Raw genomic sequence first — 19,534 nt, forward strand, 5'->3', positions numbered from 1 at the left:
ACAAGGGGATACCAGATTATTTGTGCCGCTGTTTTTATGTGCTGAATTATCTACCATACCTATGAAATATAATAAAAATGCAGTCATTCTTGACGCACAACCACTATTTGGAGAGCTCCTGGCTTTGATGTTGGAAAAGTATGAGTTATTTAAGTTTGTTAAAACCTTTAACCATAAATCTGAACTTATTCAATTTCTAATTGAGCGCGGTGATGAGGAGATCTATGTCTTTGTAGATTATTACCTGGAGGGGGATTCAGGTTTATCTATTTTAAGTGAAGCACGGCGATTAAATCGCTTTGCCAAGGTCTTGTTCATCACCAATGCTTCTTCGCCTTATGTGCTAAAAAATATACAATTGGCCAAGCCGGACGCAATTATCAGTAAAAATTGTAGCTTAGATGCTATCACACAGGCCCTATACGCCAGTTCAATAAAATCCTTTTACATGGATCCCTACCTTCAGGATTTATTGGATGCAAAGGAAGACACTGATGCGGGATATGAAGTACTAACCGTACGGGAGACAGAAATTCTTAACTATTTTGCGCAAGGCCTAAGTGTACTGGAAACGGCACAAAGAACCTTTTTAAGTAAACATACCATTGTTAGCCACAGACGTAATATAATGGCGAAGACAAAAACAAATTCGATTGGGCAGCTGCTAATGCTAGCGAAGGAAAAGGAGCTGATTTAACTTAGGGTGAATTATTTTTTAATTATTTAAATATTTAATTTTTAAGCTCTTTTTTATCCAAGTTAAAGACCATAAGGAATTTTGCTCTATAGCTTAAATACCTATCGCGCTGCTATCGGCAGCAGTAAAAGTGACGGAGAATGGTTAATAACCATCCGCATGGCGCACAAAATAAGCCGAGAGCCGGCACCTGGCATAATACGGTTTTTAATCGGTATTATGGCCGTATTTTACCCTACAAGTGTAAAGGTACAGCATGCTGCACCATTACACTTGTAGGGTATATATGAGAAGCTATCAAAAGCCAAGTTTAGCAAAAAAACTAAGCTTACCCCAGCTAGCCTTTAGTTCGTCTAATTCAGGTTCATACTTATCCTTTTTCATAAGCTGATCTAATAAGCGAATGGCCTCATTTTTCTTTCCTGCATTATGCAGATTTATGGCTTTAAGTTTTTGTACTTCATCAAATAGCTCTATATCCTCCAGCTGATGCATGGCAAAGAAAGCCTCCATTTCGGCGATTAGGGTATTTACCGCCACTATTTTTCCCGTATTCACATAATTTACGGTAGCAATTTTCATATAAATTAACCAGGAGTCTGGCAACATAACCCGTGCTGCCGCCTTTCTATCACGCTCAAAGGTATGTATAGCCTCTTCGAAATTACCTAACCACGATGGCGCCTTCAATAGAAAATAATAGGTTTTTTCGGCGTCGGTATCCGCAAGCTGATCTGCGGGTTTTATCTCGAGATAACGCTGCGCTGCCCATTGACATTTTTCGTATTCCTCCAATTCGTTATACAATTGCATAAGTTGAAAGGGAGCAAAGGCATATTTGGGGTAATCTTGTAAGATATGCTCATAGAAGTTTACCTTTTCGGTGATTTCCCATGTTTCCACCTCTTCATAAATTAATGTCGTTAGGGCATGGCATGCATTGGTAAAAATGCTGCGGTCATCTTGCATAATCGTATTCTCTTCTGCGTATTGGTAAAAGGAATACAGCATATCTTTGTTTTGCTGCAAGGAAAAGGTATTGCCCAAATGAATTTTTGCCTGCCGCTGTATCGCAGCAATAAGGAAGTTATAAGGCGACGGAATATCGCCAAATCCCTGCGTGAAATAACGATCAGCCAAGTCGTCTATCTTGCTATATTCTTCCAGTTCATGGTAAACCTCTAAGAGGTTGCTGTACAATAATGGAAACTGACTGTACTGCAATCCCTCTAGCGCAAAAGCGGCTGAGGTATGAAAATCCTTACATGCAGCCTTGTATAGCACCGCAATATTAGCACAGCACATTGCCCTGCAATGCCACATGGGCAGGCGTAGGTATTCGAATTTATCTGCCTCAAAGTAAGCTTGGAAACCTGTATAGCTGGTCATGTACAAGTCCAGTACTAATTTTTGATAGCTCAATTGATAAGCTTGAGGCAAAGTATCCACAAATTCGCCGAGAAATACAGCACTGTTATAATAATCAATGGCATGGTCATCGGTTGGGGGCAGCGACATCGGAGGTAGCATAGCCTCCAGCGTATTATACACCTTAAATCGAGACTGTATATAACGAATCCAAGCCATGCTGTTCGGGTTTACCCGAAATAGCCTTTCAAACATTTCCAAAGCCTGTGCATAATCTTCGTGCTCAAAGTAATAGGTACCTAAGAAGTGTAAAACCCCATAATCGTCGGGAAAAGATGCATACCAAGTTAAGGCACGCTTATAATAGCCATGCTCATCACTCCCGGTATAGGTATAATGCGAGCGTTCTATAATTAAAATTAAATACAGCAGATCCCGATGCTGAAAACCATTTTTTTGTTCGGTCAATAAAACATCCCACCAAAAGCCAAGCTTCTCTTTGATTTCCTCCTCTTCGGCATCGCCTTTTATAGCCTTCATCAAGATAAGGACCAAGACATCCAATTCCTCATGCTGGTAGGCAATTGTCGCGAGGTCGAAAAAGTGATCTTCATAATTGCTGTCAAAATTATAAAGCGCAGCGTTAATCATTTTAGCAAGGTCGCTGCCAGGTAGCTTTTTGGTACGCTCCAGTATTTTTATTTTCCGGATCCATAAAGCCGAAAAACCTTGACCGCGCGCTTCTCTGTCCGCATCAGGGTTGTTATCTACATAATGAAGCCCCAGTTCAATGGTGGCTAAAGCTTTATCTAAATCGTTTAATAACTCATAAATTCTTGCCAGCATATCATAACCCAGAAGTTTTTCGTCTGTATGGTCGATAACGCGTTGCGCATAACCTATAAACTCATCTTTGGTATCGTCGTCAATATGTTTGTTATAGGGACCATGGCGCACCAGATTCTGTTGGTTATCGATGGTATAAACCAATACATTATATAAAATTTTAGGGTTGTTAGGTTGTACAGCTAAAGCTTTACGTAGGGTAGGTAAAACATAATTTTGAATGGTCGTGAAAATTTGTTCTGCTCCCAGGCTAAATACCATATCATGTTGAGCAATAGCCTGTAAAAGTAAAGCCTCAACATCTTCAGGGTTTGCCAAGGAATATAATTCACCCTTGGATATAACCTCTTCTAAATCACCGTTGTAAAATAGTTTTAATAAGTCGTCGTATGTCATTTAAAAGTTCTGTTTTACACACCTAAAAATATAGCAGTAATTGTACCAATATGGCAAGGGTATGAAGGTTTTTGTTTTTTTGTAGTTTAATGAAAACAAAAGTGTAGATAAAGTTTAAAATACGCGTTAATGTTATTTTTCTGCATCTAATAAAATGGCCAGCTGAATACAGTTTTGCTGGCTGCGGTTGCTCCATGCGTGGTTCGTGCCCGTTTGTACCACGATATCACCGGCTTTCAATAGGGTTTCCTCCTCATCAAGTATCAGATACAACTCCCCGGCTAAAATAATAACATAGTCCAAAGATGCGGTTTGGTGCATAAGTGGATGGGGTTGTCCTTTTTTTTCTTCTATACCGAGGTCTTTATCCGGTGGGATGGTCACATAGCGTACATAAGACCCCTTTTTTGGCAGTACTGGAATCGCCGTATTTTCTGGAATTAAATTTTTACTAAGATCTACCGGCATGCTATCTGTTGCCCATATATCTGCTATCACTAATCCCTTAAAATGTTCCTTTACATTTGTTGCAGGGCCATCCTTAACAATTACTGAACGACCATCCTGTTCACCGGTAACAATTACCCGTGGGATCTCAGGGAATTTTTCTTGCATCTTTTTATGGTATTTAGTATGTATTTATATATAACGTTATTAATGCTGTAAATGTAACGGTACGCATGCAAAAAATTACGCATAGCAAAAAAAAAATTTGAAAGTCCATGCCTGCTGTGAACGTTAATAGGGAAAATCTGCCGGTCGACAATTTTAGTTTTTAGGAGAGCATCAAGCGTATCTGGTGTATGCGCTGTCTTCAGGCTATATTTTCCAGCAATGCAGCAGTAGGGCCTGTTGCTAAATCTTAGCGCGATGGTATAGGAGGTATGGTTTTTTGTAAAGGCTATATGGCGGCCGACAGGAGAAATGAAATACTAAAAGAACAGTAGCTGCTGTGGTTGAGCCTAAAAATACCAATTTAATCCAATGCCACAACCGCAGGCAGCAGGGTAAACTGTGTTTTTAGTAAGGGGATCGGAGCAACCTGTGCTGCGTCGGATTTAACCGCAGCGTTCCTCTGTCCGGCGTTACTGCTATTTTTTAGCGGATAGCCTATAGCAGTCAGGGCAGCAGCAATGGCTGGATCCATAACCGAGAAGGTAACAGATTTCGGGAGATTAGCCAGTTCAATATCGGGCGGCATTCCATTAAAATAATCCGCTTTACCCTGTGCATTTTCCAGCACAAAGCTGCTGAGATATAGCGCATAATTATCAATTTTTATCGGAAAAAAGCCCACAGGTTTACCAAAAGTTTGCTGTCCGATAAGGGTTACAGGAAGGTAGGGCCTAAAGATATGGATCAATAATTCGCTGGCGGAGGCGGTTTGGTTGCTGACGATAAAATAAAGCCTTTGTACGTTGTTTGGACCGCCATTTTTTTGAAAATAATGTGCATTAGCTTTAGCACTATAATCTACATCGGCCATCGTGGCAAGGCGCCCCTGGTAGGGCACGGTATTTCCTGCGGCATTGCGGTACAGTTGTTTTTTAAGGATTGCTGCTTTGTTGGATTGCAAGAGCGTATTAAAAACCTCGGTAAACATCCGTTTCCCTTCGAGTGCATCTGGAGCTATCAAATTGGCCATGTATTTAGCCGTCTGTACATACCCGCCAGCATTATTACGGAGGTCTACAATAAGATCGCTCGTTTTGGCGGCAGCCAGTTGCATAAATGCCGTATTCCATGTATTGGATACAGTGGCTAAATCAGGAAAAGCGGGTACATACAAATACGCTATTCTCTTATCTGCGGTGTTCCAAAACAAAGGTTCGCCTGTGCTTTCCGGATTAGCGATATGGTTGGCCTTTGCCAATACCTCCGCTGTAGAACCAATTTCAGTAAGGTAGGAGTATTTGGGTTTACCCGATATTACAGGCTGTTCATACGGAAAACCTGCAGGGTTCAGCTTACGTTGGCTAAGGTCGAATAATGCCGCAGTGTAGCCATAAAATTCGGGCTTTATGGTACTGTAACGCTGCCGTGGAGCAAAGGTCTGATAGTCTGGCAATGCATCATGCCACAGATATACCTGCTTAGCATATAGAAATATAGAGTCTAAGGTAAGCTCCATGCGCGATCCTGTTGCTGGGCTTGGGCTTTCATTTTCACCATCACGGTTGCTACTGTCTTCTTTTTTACAGGAAAACAGCAGCAGTACGCAAGCGATGATGGATAGGATATGCCGCATAAAGAAAACGGTTTACGCCATTAGCGGACCACTTTTGTGGTGGTTTTTTCGGTAGGTGTCCATACATATTCGCTTGGAATACTTTCGCCTTCCGTAGGAGCGAAGCCTATACGAATACGATTTAGGGTACCTGCCGGTATATCTGGTGGGAGGTTAAAGGTTAATTTATCGGTAGTTTTGCCAGTCAATGGCGCATAGAAAGTACGGTAACTCGATTGTCCGGTTGGCGTAAGTCTAAATTCTACCTGCGTGTACTCGCCCGGGAAAAACTTCTCGGCGATTTCGGAACGGTTATAGGTAAAGGTAAATGCGGAGGTTGCAGGTATATCTTTGCCCTCTTCCAAGAAAGTATAATTTCCTTTTACCGAGTATATGGTAGGGTCGGATATGGTTAGTGTACCCGGCAATAGGACCGTGTTGTTGCCGACAATAAACTTGCCGCGATAGCTTTTACCAACCTTCACCCGTCCATCCAAAGGCATCCTAACTTGCAAAACAATGCTGTTTAATACGCTGGCATCTTTAAGGTACACCTGTATTTCCTCACCAGATGCCGTATCGACCATAAATATTCTGGTTTGTGTGGTATCGTTGGCCAATAAGTATTGCCCCGAAAAATTTAAAGTATACCCCAATTCAAGTGTGGTGCCTGTGAACGGATGGTTTGTTAGGATCGGTTTGGGAATATTAATTTGCGGAATTAACTTATACTGTTTTTTATCGCCATTTTGTGCCGTTACCGTATACACGGTACTCGAGTTGAAGGCTACCGACACATCCGATGCCGGGCTTATTGTGGCGCCCTCTGACAGCCGGATCTGCGGCGTAACATGACTGGGCACACTAATCCCTGCAGGCCAATATACAAAAATAGAATCCCCCTGAATCCCCCCTTTAATTACATTATTATCGGCAATCTTTACAGTAAACTGCTCGATATTTGCATAAGGAGCTTCCTTAAACTCTTTTTTACAGCCATAGAAGCTAAGCATGCACAGCATGGTTAGCAGCAAAATTATAGATACGTGTAGTAGGTGCGGTAGATTTAGTTTTTTACGAGCTATATACATCCTGTTAATCGTTAAGGTTAATGAATGGAATATGCTCTGAAAAAAATCTTTCCAGAGCATACTATCCTTTTATTTAGTTATTATTTAATACACCGATAGCAAATGTATACTTCGCGCGGTTGCTGGTTGCCTTACCTTCACCCACTACAGCAGTAGGTTGTAGGGCATATATAACACTTCCGGTATTCACAAACAAGACCACATTGCTTACAGCTTGAGCCTGGTGGCTGGATACGTCATAATACCACCATCCGTTGGCATTACGCTCAGGATTTGCTGCCGTTGTGGTTGTATTTCTACCAATACCGCTGGTACCAATGTCGGTTGCGCTGTTATAATCCGCATTAATCGTTAAATCATCAAAGCTTTTCCCTTTGGGGATGTTATAAAATTTAACCGTATAATTGGATGCATTGGAAGCGACTGTTCCGTTGTTAGACCCCGTAAACTTAAGGTGAAATGTTCCCGAACCGATGGAGTCGTTGGCACCCGTAGCCACATTGAAATATCGGCTGCCGAATGCACTGGGGCCATTGGCAGGGTTGCCATAATTACCCGTAAGGACTTTACTGGTAATCGCTATCACTTCCGCTTTTTCCTGCTGTAAGTTTAGTCCCGGATTATCCTTGCTTTTATCACAAGATACCGTAGTTAAAGCCAATGTCAAACCTATAAAGGTTAGTTTGGTAATATTTTTTAAATTTGTCTTCATCATACTTGTAGCGTTTTAAAATTGTTTAATCAGTTTTAACGTTCTTGTGGCAATGTTGTTCTCCCTGCATTATTCGAAGTAGGTAGGGAGGCAATATTGTTGTTTTCTCCGTTTCATCCTTGAGAACATCCTCAAAGCAAGGAAAAGCGGCATACCTTAGGGTAACAAACTTTGAAATTATACTATCTTAATTTATTTTCTTATTTAAATACTTAATTAATTATTTATGTTGATTTTGGATGTAAACTATTGCGCTTCAAATGGTGCCTATTTTGCCTGGATTACCAGTGGAACCTGTACCGTTGTAGGCTCCCAATCGCCGAAGTTTAAGGTGAAGGGAACCGACCCCAGATCCCCTAAAGGGAAGTCATCGGGAATGGTAAGCAGTGCTTCTTGGCGGGTATAACTTTTTACCGGAATGCTATAATCTACGCCATTTACCGTTGCTTTAACTGTATTTAGATTAATAAATAAGGATCGGTCTGCTATACATTTTACCGTTTCGCCGCGTGCCACCGTTACGGTGCTCCAAAATGGGCCTACAGCAGGCTTTTTGTAGTACACCTGTAGTGGCTTATCCATGGTCACATTATGGCCTAAGAAACCTACTTTTACCGTATAATAACCACTGTCTAATGCTGGGTTTATAATTTGCGAAAGCGTATAATCCTGGAAAGCCGTATTAGCCAGTAAATTGGCATCGGATACATCAACGAGGTGGCTTTTTTTCGTGGTATTGTGTATAAGTTCCATCCGTAAGGTAGCCTTACTCGTACTCAAGAAATTACCCACAATTACAATAGCCTCAGACGGTGCAACCCTTGGCGAATCATCAGGCCATTTCAAAACAAGCTCTGGTGTATTCTGTTGTATTATAATTAATTTATACTGCCTTTCCTTTCCATCTGCAGCAACAACGGTATACTGGGTGGTATTGTTGGTAATGAGCACCGGTTCTACGACTTCTTTTATTCTTGCATTTGGATCGAGTTTGATTTCAGGCTGAATTATTTCCATTGCGTAGTAATAGGGCACATATACCGTAATTGTATTTTCGATATGGTCCAGCACTGCAGAAATGCTGGTGTCGGGCAAATTTATGACCTTAAACGATTGGATACGGTTCTGCGCCAAGGGCTCATAATCTACGGTTTTGGTACAGCTGCTTAGGAATATTGCTAAAGCACAACTTATAAAAAATAGATATTTCATAGTAGGTTATTTAATTTCGAATTTAGTACTGCCCGCGGGAACAATGATATACTCAAAAGTGAAAAACATATGCGGGGTATCTTTAAACATATCATCCTGATTATAGATGTCTTTGTAGCAGGAAATCATCTTTATTTTGGCGTAGTCGCCATTGGCCAATCTTAACACTACGGTACGGATAGGCGCTTTATCCTTGTTTTTAAGGATTATCTGCTGCCCTAAGGCATACGAAACATGGCTTTTATTAGCGGATCCATCCCCTACAATACTGCCACCGAAGTCGTAAAGATACCAACCTATACCCGTACCAAAGGCACCCGAATCGTCGGGTCCAATTGCTGCTTTATTGGTTTTAAAGAGGTTATCGTTAGGGATATCAACGACCTCATCAAAAGCCTTTTCGAGCACCGTGATACCCCCCTTACCGTTACCACCATAACCAGAATTACTAAGGTCTGTATGGTTGTTACCGGCTAGCATACTGTTGTATAAATCCGAAAAAGAAATATCCCATAACGTTGTTTTGGCATACGTTAATGGGCGCTCTTTTTTATAACGTAGGCTATATAGCACTTCTTTTTTAGGAATTGTAGGATTGTTATCATCCGTTTCTGCAGCAAGGTTTTCTACCCTTTGCAGTCTGTAGTATGGAACAGGACTGCTTGTCTCGGGCTCCAGAGGGAGCACTGTATCCGTCTTATCTTTACTACATTGTGCGAACGAAAAGATAAGAACTGTTGCTAAGGCGTAAACCCTAAACTTGGCTGTACTTATTTTTGAGAACATATGAATTATTTTTGGTTAAGTTTATTTAAACTAAATCTAAATAGACTCAAATTTAAGGTATACTTTTAATAAACCCTCTATGAAAAATGATATTTCGTTTATTAAAATTGATATCCTGGCCTAACGTTTACCGAGGCTAAGCTACTAAAGGAATGAAGTATGGAAAAGAATTTTCAAAGTATTGGGGGAGGCCTTTTAGGTCCGTTTGCCATCAAAAAAAGATGCTAGCGCATTATCCGAAAATAGGCCATAGGCAGCAGCGTCGGTATCCTGTTGTGCCTGGCGCGCATAATTAAACATTTTATCCTCGTAATCTGCAATGGCCGCTTCTAGGTTATGGAAGTTGCCACACGTTAAGTTATCCGCGAGTATCAGAGCATCCTGCAGGCCAATATTAACCCCTATACCGGCATATGGTGGCATTAAATGTGCTGCATCGCCTACCAGGGTAATACCATCCCCAGTTTTCCATTTTTTATCCAATGGCATTTTGCGCATAGGCAAAATGCTAAAGTGATGTGTATTTTCAAATAAATTCATAAATACCGTATCCCAACCTTTACAACTATTTTTTAAGTAATTAATAATAGACAACCTATTGGTTACATCCAGATTATGCTTGGAAATAAAATCCTGATCCGCTTGAAAGCAAACGAAATAGTTTAAGGCCTTGTTGGCTTTAGGCTGTGCGTATAGCATTTTTTTATCCGCTAAAACAATCACAATGTCCTCCCCAGCCAAATTTTTAAAAGACGGTACATTCGCTGCAGCATCCCATACTTCCGCCTGTATAATAAAGGTACCCGTAAATACAGGGTCAATTGCCGTAATGGCCTTTCGTATAACCGATCGACCACCATTGGCACCGATCACCAAATCTGCAGTAGCTGTAGAACCGTCGGAAAAGTATATGTTATGCCCATGAACTTCTTTTTCCAGTTTAAGTACCTGTTTGTTCCAACATACTGTATCCGTGTTCAGACTAGCCAATAAGAGCTGGCGCAGCGCATTGCGGTCAATTTCCGGTCTATCGTATAGCTGTTCCTCCGTGGGAAATTCCACCGATAATATTTCAGCTTTTTCGTTTACTAACCTAGTCCCCGTGGGGCGTGCTATCCTATAAAAATCATCTATTAAACCGGCTTTAAGCAAAGCCTTTTGTCCGGTATCGCTATGTATATCCAACGTTCCGCCAGAAATACGAATTCCTGCATGCAGATCACGCTCATAAACGGTGACTGCAACACCTGCATTTTGCAATAATTTTGCTGTCATTAATCCTACCGGGCCAGCACCTATAATGGCTACTTTTTTATCCTCTAAAAGTTTGTTTTTCATGATTTTATATTTATTGCCACAAAGGTATGCTGGTAGGATGGCCTAAAATAGCTATATTTAGTATGTTTTTAGTTCAATACCGTATTTATGATCCTAAACACTGAAGTACCTAATGATTTTATAACGCAGTTAACACTACAAGGAGGTAAGGCCGACGAAAACGGTCGGGTAACATTTCCGGAAAATATAGGTAGGGGCTATGTAAAGCTTGTGAATACAATCCCCGGATTGTCGATTTTGGTGCAGCAATTTGAAGTTTTTGAACCCTTTCTAATTAAGAGGTTAAAGCATGAAGCCCCAGGCAATACGCTGATCTTTAGTTTTAGGAACCTGGATGTAAATTCCAGCATGGCCAGCATGGCCCGATGGCCCGCTGTGCAGGTATCAACATCTGATATGGCCATGGATATACAAGTTGCCCCCCATCGGTTTATCTCCAATATTATACTGGGAATCGATATAAATTGGCTAAAACCCATTCTCACGGTCGATTCAGCATATAACCGTCTCGAAAAACTGATGAATAACCAACAGCCATACCTATATGAAGAGTTAATCTCGCCCGCTATAAATAAGGTTGCAAATGAAGTTTTCAATGCCGATAATCGGGAAGAGGCGCTGTCGGCCTTATTTTATAAAATTAAGGCCGAAGAGCTAATCTATCTATTTCTATCGGAATTTCTAAAGCGCAATACGCTTCGCTATTATGCCCTAAACCAACACGACCTGCAACAGATATATGGCGTAAAGGAGCATATTATTAACCGGCTGGATACAGCTCCAGCATTACCCGCTTTAGCCCGAATGGCCGGCATGAGTGTAAGCAAACTAGGGAAACTATTCCGACAAGTTTTTGGGGATAGTATTTACAATTATTACCAAAAGGTACGTATGCAACATGCCGCGTTTTTATTGCGCGAGAAAAAAGTCAGCGTATCCGAAGTAGGGTATACCCTAGGTTTTACAAACCTTAGCCATTTTACACGGCTATTTGAAAAACATATGGGTATAAAACCAAAAAAATACAGCATTGCTGCTGTATTATAAATAAGATATAAACTAAAAAATATAGGCATTGTTTTCGCCTTGTATATTCTTATGTTTTAAGGCAGGTTTTGTAGGTATGTATTTACCCTTTTGGCGCGAACGTATCACGCAACACCTGCATATACGCCTCGTCGGTACCGTTATTGCGAATATCTATTAAAGGTTGCAAATCAGAGCCCACCACATAACGTAAAGTTTCGCTATTATCGTTTGCAGCCTCAAAAATAGTCGCCGCCACATCACGCGCTGTGGATCCACCGCCACTATAAATACCTTTAAATACTTCGTCCATTTGTTGTAAGTATTTGCTGTAATCGGTTAGATTCTCGTCTACAGCGAAGTTCGCTTTAGTAGTTTGCTCAAAGTTGGTCGCGATATTTCCAGGTTCGATAATTTTAACTTTGATATTTTGAGCACTTAACTCGAAAGATAAAGACTCACAGAAGCCTTCTAAAGCAAATTTCGAAGCCGCATAAATCGATACCAGTGGTACCGTAACACGGCCAACACCAGAGGTAATACTGATAATATGCCCCGCTTTCTGCTTACGGAAGTGCGGTAATAAAGCGCGGGTAATTTCTAAAGTGCCGAATAAATTCACCGAAAACTGACGCTGAATTTGTGCTGCTGTTGTTGCCTCAAATAAGCCATGCTGACCATAACCGGCATTGTTTAGCAAGGCATCGATTTTACCGAATTTAGCCAATGCTGCATCAATTACGGCATCAAAAGTTTCCGGTTGTTCCACATCTAATTTTAACACCAGCAGCTGCTCGCTATCGGTTAAAACATCCTGTTTCTCGGGGCTACGCATTGTTGCAACGACATTCCAACCCTGTTCTACGAAATATAAAGCAGTCGCCTGGCCGATACCAGAGGATGCACCTGTAATAAAAATTGTCTTTCTCATTTTTAATTAATTAATATTAAATACTTGATGGGGTAACTCCAAATTTGTTTTTGAAGGCATAAGAGAAGTGCGATAAAGTTTCGAAGCCGACTTCCAAATACACATCCTTTGTTTTCATTTTTTTGTTTTCCAGTAAAAAGTAAGCCTCTTCCAGGCGCTTTTGTTGTAACCAGCGACTCGGTGAGGTGCGAAATATCTTTTCAAAATCGCGTTTAAAAGAGGCCAAACTACGGCCCGTAAGAAATGCCAGTTGTGTTATCGGTACATTAAACCGGAAGTTGGCATTCATAAAAGCCTCCAAATTTATTTTGCCCGGCATGCCAAATTGAAACAAGACATGGTTCAATGTGGGGTTGTTACGCAGCACAAGATGTAATAACTCCAGCTTTTTAAGTTCGATCAACGCCGGGTTAAGGTCCTGTCCGAAAAAAGACATTAAAGCCTGAAAGTAGCTGCGCAATAGCTCGTCGGGAGCCATTAAGAAAAGACTATCTTTTATATTTTTATCCGCAGACAGCTGATGCTGCGCGGCAAAATTTTGCAACAACTCCTCCTCCAGAATGACCGATAAGGCTTCGAAATTATCGTCGTTTAGCGGATATTTTACAAAACGTACTAACGTATTTTTGCGGTATAAGATAATATCTCCAGCCCGATATTTCTGTTTTGTAAGTCCGTCGTACGCCTCCAGTTCGCCCGAAACAATATAAGAGATACCATGTTCTTTTATAAACTGCTCGCCCGATTTTATGCTTTTAGAATAGCACGTGCGTTGTATACCGTATAGATTTTCCTCTTGTACCATTATTTTACATTTTTCCACCAATAGGTAGGTTTTGTTTGCATTGTATTCCAGTCGATCACCTCACCGATTATCGGGGTTATTAACGGAATATTTTCTGCCACACATAAATCAGATATCCGTTGCAGCGGCTCGTCCCAAGCGTGGTTTGCCAAGACAAATTTACCAGAATGCACCGGGAAGATTACCTTAGCCTGTAAATCGTTGGCTGCCTTAACAACTTCCTCCGGAAACATATGAATATACTTCCAGCTTTTATCGTATTGCCCATTTTCGAGTATAGCCATATCAAAAGGGCCATACTGCTGTCCGATTTGTGCAAAATGCGTATCATACCCACTGTCGCCACCCAAATAAATATTCTTAGTCGGCGTTTGCAACACATAACTTGCCCATAATGTATTTGCCGACCAGATACTCCGTCCCGAGAAGTGGCGCGCAGGGGTAACAATAACATTGAAATTATCGCCTAAGTCAACCTTTTCCCACCAGTCTTTTTCAATAATTTGTGCCGCAGTATACCCCCAATATTCCAGGTGTGCACCAACACCTAAACCCGCTATTACTTTACCCACCTTCGGTTGGATGCTTTTTAGCGTCTCGTAGTCCATATGATCGTAATGATCGTGCGAAATAAAAAGATAATCTATAAAAGGTAAATCAGCGATTTCGGTGACCTTACTGCCAGAGAAAGGCCTTCCTCCCCCCGGAATTGGAGAGGCATTTTTGCCTAAAACAGGATCTACCAAAATAGTTTTACCATCTACTACCAAGAGGTAAGAAGAATGTCCAAACCATATTAAGGCATCTTTATTTTTATCTACCGCTTCCCAATTTACCGGAATTGCGGTTATATTTTCATTGGGTTTTACGCGTTTAGATTTTTTGAATACATAATCATACAGGGCGATACCTAAATTTTGGGTTACTTGTGGTGTTTCTGAGAAATTCTGAAACTTTCCGTGTTGAAACTGTGGGGATTGCTTTATGCGTGTTAAGCGTTCGCCTGAAGGTCTTTTCCCAAATTGTGGACTTGTCATATATGTACTGGTTAAACCAACGAGGATTGCAAGCAAAGCCATAAGCCTATAACCTTTCCGAAATTTCTTTTTTTTGTTTGTTGCAGTTTCCATCATCTTTATTAGTATAGTACAAAGATAGCGGCCAAAGGTTTTTATGACTTTCGTAAAAAGCTCAAATTTGCTGTCGTGAAAAGCTCATTTGTTTACCGCAATAACTGGAGGATGCTTGCTTGCAGTTAACTAAAAATAGGGGCTCGTGGGAAGGGATGATCGTGGAAAAAAAGGTCCCGATAGCAGGGGATACCTGTTATATAAAAAAAGGTATCTCCATTTGAAAGATACCTTTTTTATACATTTTGATGTATGATGCTCAAAAATCTGCGGTTACCCTTTATGCACCTGCAGCCTCAACCTCTAGGACTTTATCCATCACAAGAACCTCTGTATGTGCAGCAAACTGCTTTATCTCTTCCATAAAAGCCTGTATTATTTTGTCGTTTTGCACCGTTTTATACATCAGCTCCAAGCTCTTTATACCTATTATCTCCATATAATCGTAGGGTACAGTCGCATTCTCGTTGCCCAAGGTGCCTACAGTACGTAAAACCTGAAAGCTATGGTGCGACGGAAGGTTGATGTTATATTGGGACACCCGGTGTTCAAAGGCTTCAAATGATGCTCTATCGATGTTTTCCTTGAGTTTTATAAAAACTAGAATTACATTTTCCATACCATTAAACTTTTAAAAATGCGCCCCCATCGACAATAATTTCAGTTCCTGTTTGCGACTCAGAGCCATCAGCTGCCAAGTACAGCACTGCGTTTGCAATCTCCTCCGGACGGATTAATCGGCCTGTCGGAATATTGTTGATAAGGCTGTCTTTCATCTCTTGAAGTTGTTGCCCTGTTACACCTAATTTTTCGAGCAGTACGGTATCCGTAGAGCCAGGGCTAATTACATTTACACGGATACCGCGGCTTATCCATTCTGCACTTAAGGTAATCGCTAAGCTGCGTATGGCGGCTTTGGATGCAGAATATACGCTGGAGCCCCAGTGTGCTTTATGTATGCCAGAGGAAGACGTTAAAATAACCGATGCCTGTTCCGAAAATAAAGGAGACAGCTTTTGTAAGGTGAAAAACGCGCCCTTAAAGTTAACCTGTATCAGCTCGTCAAATAAGTCTTCAGAAACCGCTTCCAAAGCTGCAAATTTTGCTACACCGGCATTAATAAAGGCAATATCTAAGGTTTGAAATTTTTCTTTCACAAATTCTGCTAAACGTTCTACCGCTGCAACTTGCGCCGTATCATATTGAAAGAAAAACAAGTTTTCTTTAGCATAACCATCAAAAGCCGCACTATCCTTTATATCACGCTGTCCGGCGACGATAACTTTCGCTCCCTCTGCCAAGAACAATTTTGCAGTGGCTAATCCTATGCCACTTGTGCCCCCAGTGATTAGGGCTGTTTTGTTTTTTAAACGCATAACGTTATATATTTTTGTTTTACTAAGCTCAAAATTAGGTAGAAACCTTTACACAGGAACTATAGGTTCCTTCGAGGAAACCGGTTCCCTCGCGGATACCTTTCTTATTTTATGTATCTTTATACATAAAAACTGTAAAATAAAAACCCATGGAAGCGCAACGTTTAACCCTGAAAGAGCAAGTTTGTAAAGCACGGGTACTGGCCATAAAAGATAGTTCCGATATTCTCTGTGGCAAGTGGAAGATATTTATATTAGGCACATTAATGGTGGTGGATAGCATGCGGTTTATGGAGCTGCTGCATACGATTGATGGTATAGGGCGAAAAATGCTGTCTAAGGAATTGCAAGATTTAGAAATAAACGGTTTGGTAAGCCGTACCGTTTTAGATACCAAACCCATTTCTGTGAGTTATGCGTTAACCGAGCAGGGGCGGACTTTGAGTGGCTTGCTGGACGAAATTATAAAATGGGGAACAAATTATCGAAAGCAATTGCAGCAGTAGTTGTACCTTTATGGCTTACCTAATTTATAGTGTAATGCCTATATTAAAAACTGCAGGGCTGGTTGTGGTTGCCGCTAATAAACTGCTCCTTGCCTTTAGTAAGAATAAACAAGCTTGGTACCTGCCAGGCGGAAAGATTGATGCCGGCGAAGATGCGTTGCAGGCTTTGCAACGTGAGGTTCTTGAAGAACTAAACCTCGTTCTTGATCCAGGAAAAATCAACTACTATTGCCATATCACGGCGCCCGCATTTGGTGAAGCTCCGGATCTTATTATGGAGCAGGATTGCTTCCGTTATGACCTTCGTGAGGATATAACACCGGGTAATGAAATTGATGAGGTCAAGTATTTTACCTATCAGGAATACCTGCTTGAGGAGTATCAGGTTGTCGGCGTACTACAGGTATTCGATATTTTAGTTAAAGATGGATCATTACGCTCGGTTTAGTGTCGAGCGTAATGATCCTCTAGCAGGGCAGTTTTTTAAGCTGTAATACACGATATAACCGTATAAATAAGCATCCTCAGCTCCCGTGTAAGGGGCCAGGCATGTAAAGTAAACAGGCTGTTAACCCCATAGTGTGCCCTTGCCCTACTAGCGGTGTCTGCTATTTCTTTTTCCAGGTTGCAGTACTAAAAGGTGATGCAGGTAAACCGGCCTCATTATATAAAGATAAGTCTGGATTATTTGCCCATGCATAACGCACACTTACCGGCTCAGGTACAGCCGAGGCGCTTACGACAACCTTATTGCCTTGCAATAAGGCCAGAGCAGGAAAGTACTTACCATCTTTGCCTGCGATTGAAAACCCCTTTAACCCCTGGGCGATATTATCTGTTCCTACGACTTTTTTAGCCATTGGCGTTAAGATTAATTCCATATGGTTTCCAACAACCTTCCAAGCCTTTAATTGAGGGCCCGAGTAAGGGGTAGGGCTGTGGTATAATTTGTTTAGCGCTATTAAAGCTAACCTTCGACCCACTTCCTGTTTGTTTTTTGGATGTACATCAGCGCTATCACCAATATCTGTGGTCACGGCTATTCCAGTATTAGGTAAAGTACTTGCATACAGCTGCGCATCCCGTATCTCGGCCCATGCCGACTCTGTAGGTTCGGTATCTTTCGCCATAAAGTTCGCTAGCTGCACAAAATAAAAAGGCATATCCTTCTGTTTCCATTTATTCCGCCAATCCTTTATCATGGCTGGAAATAACGAACGATACGCTTGTGTACGTTCCGTATTGCTCTCACCTTGATACCATATTACCCCTTTTATTTTAAAATCTATAAACGGATTTACCATGGCATTGTACAATACGGTAGGTCTATTTGGGCCCTCCATTGCCTCAGGGCGCGGCGGTAGCGTTCTATAGTCTACCCCTAAATTGGTAAACCAGTCGCCCGCAAGTTTAATTTCTTCATTATTGGGTCCAATCAGCTTAAGTAAAGAAGCATCCCCATATATTCCCCCCTCGCCGGCGCCATCGTAAACTTTTACGGCAATGTGTAGTATGCTGTCTGTGTTGGCATTCGCCGGAATTTGATAATGACGCTCCGTAGCGTAGCCCTCTGTTTCACCAACTTTAATGCCATTTACATAGGTTTCGTCGTTATCGTCTATCGTTCCTAATTCCAACTTCAATGATTTTCCAACCCAATTTTGTGGAATATGAACTTTTTTTCTGAAATATACAATACCATCAACACCAGGAAAAACCTCTTTATCAAAAAATGCCGGTATCTGCATAGTTCGCCAGTTTTTGGTGTCTACATTACGATCTAGCCAGCCTAAACCCCCACGCACAAAACCGTTGTCGTTTTCATCTCTAATCTGGTTCCATAACGCATATTCCTTGTCGAGGTCGGCTTTTGCTGCCGGTTCAGAAAGGCGTGCCAGAGAGCGTGAAAACGTGCCGAATTGCGCTAAAGACTCCTTGCTGCTCCAGGCCTCCACAATTGTACCGCCCCAGGAAGAATGAATTAAGCCAATGGGAATACCCGTTTTGGTATTTAACTCGCGTGCAAAGAAATAAGCTGTAGCCGAGAATGCTGGAATAGTTTGCGGACTAACGGCATTCCAGCCGCCCCATAACACCGGCACCTGCTCTTGGGGTAAGTTTGCCGTTTGCATGTCTGTTTGTAAGAAACGAATATTCGGGTAGTTGGCCGCTTTTATTTCCGATTCATAATTTTCTATTTTCCCCCAGTCGGCCAAGGGCATTTGCATATTCGATTGCCCCGAACAGAACCATACCTCGCCCAATAAAACATTCTCCAGTTTCTCCAGATCGCCATCGTTGATAATAATGCTGTAAGGGCCTCCATACGTGGAAGTCTTCAAATAAGCACTCCATTTACCATCACCGTCTGAAGAGGTTTTATACACCTTATTGTCCCAGCTGGTTTTTATTTCAATCGCTTTATGCTTAAACGTACTGGTTCCCCAGATCTTCACTGTACTTTGTTGTTGCAATACCATATTGTTGGTATACATAGGAGGTAAAGAAACTTTTGCTACTGCCTGCTGTACAAAAGGTAGTGTAGATAGCGATGCAAGTAAAAGGCCTGTAAATAGACCACGGTTTTTTTGTGTCATTATATTTAATTCTTATTTGGTTGTGGAGTTTTTAGGTTTAAAGTTGTTTCATTATTTTTAGTAAACTAACATCCCTAAAAGGGTAAACAGTTATTTATCTGTACTATGCTGTACTATGCTGCAATAATACGGAAATGTATTTTTCCTCAAGCCCTCTAAAGTACTATAATAAAGTTTGTCGCGTATATGTTACAGAGCTAATTTCTTATTTAACCAGGATGTTCACAATTTCTAAACAAATCGCTTAGGCTGTTTGGAGATAATTTGGGTATCCACCAACATATAGCCTTTGAGTCAGGGCTAGCAAAAACCATCATTTACTACAAATTAAGATTTAATTCAGGAAGAAATGCTATTTTTTACAATGGATCATTGCGTTAACAAGGATGAAGCGCAGGTATAACCCTGTAATAGCTGCAATACACATCCTCCATATGCTCCTGTAGAGATATAAGCAGATCCATTTCAATACATTTGCACCATCATAACT

Annotated in this window: 19 protein-coding genes; 5 read left to right on the plus strand and 14 right to left on the minus strand. The window is 41.2% G+C overall.

What is annotated here, in order from left to right; translation table 11 throughout:
* Positions 1-61 precede the first annotated feature (61 nt).
* Together ACL9RF_RS01135 and ACL9RF_RS01140 are read left to right on the plus strand one after the other, a co-directional pair.
* Positions 62-697, plus strand: coding sequence for a LuxR C-terminal-related transcriptional regulator (locus tag ACL9RF_RS01135; protein WP_422798752.1), 636 nt, complete (start codon positions 62-64; stop codon positions 695-697).
* Between the two features lie 81 nt (positions 698-778).
* Positions 779-976, plus strand: a complete 198-nt coding sequence (locus ACL9RF_RS01140; RefSeq protein ID WP_422798753.1) for a hypothetical protein — start codon at positions 779-781, stop codon at positions 974-976.
* 18 nt (positions 977-994) lie between these two features.
* Here the strand turns inward: ACL9RF_RS01140 and ACL9RF_RS01145 are convergent, their stop codons facing one another.
* The 8 genes from ACL9RF_RS01145 to ACL9RF_RS01180 form a co-directional block, all read right to left on the minus strand.
* Positions 995-3,307, minus strand: a complete 2,313-nt coding sequence (locus ACL9RF_RS01145; RefSeq protein ID WP_422798754.1) for a tetratricopeptide repeat protein — start codon at positions 3,305-3,307, stop codon at positions 995-997.
* Between the two features lie 132 nt (positions 3,308-3,439).
* On the minus strand, positions 3,440-3,922 hold the full coding sequence (locus tag ACL9RF_RS01150; protein ID WP_422798755.1) for a cupin domain-containing protein: 483 nt from the start codon (positions 3,920-3,922) through the stop codon (positions 3,440-3,442).
* Between the two features lie 361 nt (positions 3,923-4,283).
* Positions 4,284-5,555 (minus strand): S41 family peptidase, encoded by a 1,272-nt coding sequence (locus ACL9RF_RS01155; RefSeq protein ID WP_422798756.1) that lies wholly within the window; start codon positions 5,553-5,555, stop codon positions 4,284-4,286.
* Positions 5,556-5,575: 20 nt separating this feature from the next.
* Entirely contained in the window at positions 5,576-6,547 is a 972-nt protein-coding gene (locus ACL9RF_RS01160) for a hypothetical protein (RefSeq protein WP_422798757.1), read from the minus strand.
* A gap of 151 nt (positions 6,548-6,698) precedes the next feature.
* Positions 6,699-7,340 carry a hypothetical protein gene (locus ACL9RF_RS01165; RefSeq protein ID WP_422798758.1) on the minus strand — a complete coding sequence of 214 codons (642 nt, stop codon included), beginning with the start codon at positions 7,338-7,340 and terminating at the stop codon, positions 6,699-6,701.
* A gap of 264 nt (positions 7,341-7,604) precedes the next feature.
* Positions 7,605-8,549: a hypothetical protein gene (locus ACL9RF_RS01170; RefSeq protein ID WP_422798759.1), complete on the minus strand. Its 945-nt coding sequence runs from the start codon at positions 8,547-8,549 to the stop codon at positions 7,605-7,607.
* Between the two features lie 6 nt (positions 8,550-8,555).
* Positions 8,556-9,335 (minus strand): hypothetical protein, encoded by a 780-nt coding sequence (locus ACL9RF_RS01175; RefSeq protein ID WP_422798760.1) that lies wholly within the window; start codon positions 9,333-9,335, stop codon positions 8,556-8,558.
* Positions 9,336-9,530: 195 nt separating this feature from the next.
* Complete coding sequence (locus ACL9RF_RS01180; RefSeq protein WP_422798761.1) at positions 9,531-10,673, minus strand: FAD-dependent oxidoreductase; 1,143 nt, start codon at positions 10,671-10,673, stop codon at positions 9,531-9,533.
* 87 nt (positions 10,674-10,760) lie between these two features.
* On the opposite strand from ACL9RF_RS01180, the gene ACL9RF_RS01185 reads away from it, so the two are divergent.
* A complete protein-coding gene (locus ACL9RF_RS01185) occupies positions 10,761-11,720 on the plus strand; it encodes a helix-turn-helix transcriptional regulator (protein ID WP_422798762.1) in 960 nt (319 codons plus the stop codon).
* An 82-nt stretch (positions 11,721-11,802) separates the two neighbouring features.
* Here ACL9RF_RS01185 and ACL9RF_RS01190 read toward each other — a convergent pair whose 3' ends face one another.
* The 5 genes from ACL9RF_RS01190 to ACL9RF_RS01210 all read right to left on the minus strand — a co-directional run bounded on the left by ACL9RF_RS01190 (position 11,803) and on the right by ACL9RF_RS01210 (position 15,941).
* On the minus strand, positions 11,803-12,630 hold the full coding sequence (locus ACL9RF_RS01190) for an SDR family oxidoreductase (RefSeq protein WP_422798763.1): 828 nt from the start codon (positions 12,628-12,630) through the stop codon (positions 11,803-11,805).
* Positions 12,631-12,646: 16 nt separating this feature from the next.
* Complete coding sequence (locus ACL9RF_RS01195; RefSeq protein WP_422798764.1) at positions 12,647-13,435, minus strand: helix-turn-helix domain-containing protein; 789 nt, start codon at positions 13,433-13,435, stop codon at positions 12,647-12,649.
* Positions 13,435-14,472, minus strand: coding sequence for an MBL fold metallo-hydrolase (locus tag ACL9RF_RS01200; RefSeq protein WP_422798765.1), 1,038 nt, complete (start codon positions 14,470-14,472; stop codon positions 13,435-13,437). Before ACL9RF_RS01200 ends, ACL9RF_RS01195 begins: the two co-directional genes overlap by 1 nt.
* 373 nt (positions 14,473-14,845) lie before the next feature.
* Positions 14,846-15,184, minus strand: coding sequence for a hypothetical protein (locus tag ACL9RF_RS01205; protein ID WP_422798766.1), 339 nt, complete (start codon positions 15,182-15,184; stop codon positions 14,846-14,848).
* A gap of 4 nt (positions 15,185-15,188) precedes the next feature.
* The gene (locus tag ACL9RF_RS01210) at positions 15,189-15,941 is read right to left on the minus strand and encodes an SDR family oxidoreductase (RefSeq protein ID WP_422798767.1); all 753 of its coding nucleotides are present in this window, start codon (positions 15,939-15,941) and stop codon (positions 15,189-15,191) included.
* Positions 15,942-16,090: 149 nt separating this feature from the next.
* On the opposite strand from ACL9RF_RS01210, the gene ACL9RF_RS01215 reads away from it, so the two are divergent.
* Complete coding sequence (locus tag ACL9RF_RS01215; RefSeq protein ID WP_422798768.1) at positions 16,091-16,447, plus strand: winged helix-turn-helix transcriptional regulator; 357 nt, start codon at positions 16,091-16,093, stop codon at positions 16,445-16,447.
* A 34-nt stretch (positions 16,448-16,481) separates the two neighbouring features.
* Positions 16,482-16,895 (plus strand): NUDIX hydrolase, encoded by a 414-nt coding sequence (locus ACL9RF_RS01220; RefSeq protein WP_422798769.1) that lies wholly within the window; start codon positions 16,482-16,484, stop codon positions 16,893-16,895.
* Positions 16,896-17,055: 160 nt separating this feature from the next.
* Here ACL9RF_RS01220 and ACL9RF_RS01225 read toward each other — a convergent pair whose 3' ends face one another.
* Positions 17,056-19,044 carry a sialate O-acetylesterase gene (locus ACL9RF_RS01225; RefSeq protein ID WP_422798770.1) on the minus strand — a complete coding sequence of 663 codons (1,989 nt, stop codon included), beginning with the start codon at positions 19,042-19,044 and terminating at the stop codon, positions 17,056-17,058.
* Positions 19,045-19,534 lie beyond the last annotated feature (490 nt).

The organism is Sphingobacterium sp. Mn56C, from assembly GCF_049319645.1.
In the GTDB taxonomy this organism is placed as follows: domain Bacteria; phylum Bacteroidota; class Bacteroidia; order Sphingobacteriales; family Sphingobacteriaceae; genus Sphingobacterium.

Bases quoted from the DNA above. Each gene is read 5' to 3' on its own strand.
- ACL9RF_RS01135 (WP_422798752.1), top strand. From the start codon at position 62: ATGAAATATAATAAAAATGCAGTCATTCTTGACGCACAACCACTATTT.
- ACL9RF_RS01145 (WP_422798754.1), bottom strand. From the start codon at position 3,307: ATGACATACGACGACTTATTAAAACTATTTTACAACGGTGATTTAGAA.
- ACL9RF_RS01150 (WP_422798755.1), bottom strand. From the start codon at position 3,922: ATGCAAGAAAAATTCCCTGAGATCCCACGGGTAATTGTTACCGGTGAA.
- ACL9RF_RS01155 (WP_422798756.1), bottom strand. From the start codon at position 5,555: ATGCGGCATATCCTATCCATCATCGCTTGCGTACTGCTGCTGTTTTCC.
- ACL9RF_RS01160 (WP_422798757.1), bottom strand. From the start codon at position 6,547: ATGCTTAGCTTCTATGGCTGTAAAAAAGAGTTTAAGGAAGCTCCTTAT.
- ACL9RF_RS01165 (WP_422798758.1), bottom strand. From the start codon at position 7,340: ATGATGAAGACAAATTTAAAAAATATTACCAAACTAACCTTTATAGGT.
- ACL9RF_RS01170 (WP_422798759.1), bottom strand. From the start codon at position 8,549: ATGAAATATCTATTTTTTATAAGTTGTGCTTTAGCAATATTCCTAAGC.
- ACL9RF_RS01175 (WP_422798760.1), bottom strand. From the start codon at position 9,335: ATGTTCTCAAAAATAAGTACAGCCAAGTTTAGGGTTTACGCCTTAGCA.
- ACL9RF_RS01180 (WP_422798761.1), bottom strand. From the start codon at position 10,673: ATGAAAAACAAACTTTTAGAGGATAAAAAAGTAGCCATTATAGGTGCT.
- ACL9RF_RS01185 (WP_422798762.1), top strand. From the start codon at position 10,761: ATGATCCTAAACACTGAAGTACCTAATGATTTTATAACGCAGTTAACA.
- ACL9RF_RS01190 (WP_422798763.1), bottom strand. From the start codon at position 12,630: ATGAGAAAGACAATTTTTATTACAGGTGCATCCTCTGGTATCGGCCAG.
- ACL9RF_RS01195 (WP_422798764.1), bottom strand. From the start codon at position 13,435: ATGGTACAAGAGGAAAATCTATACGGTATACAACGCACGTGCTATTCT.
- ACL9RF_RS01200 (WP_422798765.1), bottom strand. From the start codon at position 14,472: ATGACAAGTCCACAATTTGGGAAAAGACCTTCAGGCGAACGCTTAACA.
- ACL9RF_RS01205 (WP_422798766.1), bottom strand. From the start codon at position 15,184: ATGGAAAATGTAATTCTAGTTTTTATAAAACTCAAGGAAAACATCGAT.
- ACL9RF_RS01210 (WP_422798767.1), bottom strand. From the start codon at position 15,941: ATGCGTTTAAAAAACAAAACAGCCCTAATCACTGGGGGCACAAGTGGC.
- ACL9RF_RS01215 (WP_422798768.1), top strand. From the start codon at position 16,091: ATGGAAGCGCAACGTTTAACCCTGAAAGAGCAAGTTTGTAAAGCACGG.
- ACL9RF_RS01220 (WP_422798769.1), top strand. From the start codon at position 16,482: ATGCCTATATTAAAAACTGCAGGGCTGGTTGTGGTTGCCGCTAATAAA.
- ACL9RF_RS01225 (WP_422798770.1), bottom strand. From the start codon at position 19,044: ATGACACAAAAAAACCGTGGTCTATTTACAGGCCTTTTACTTGCATCG.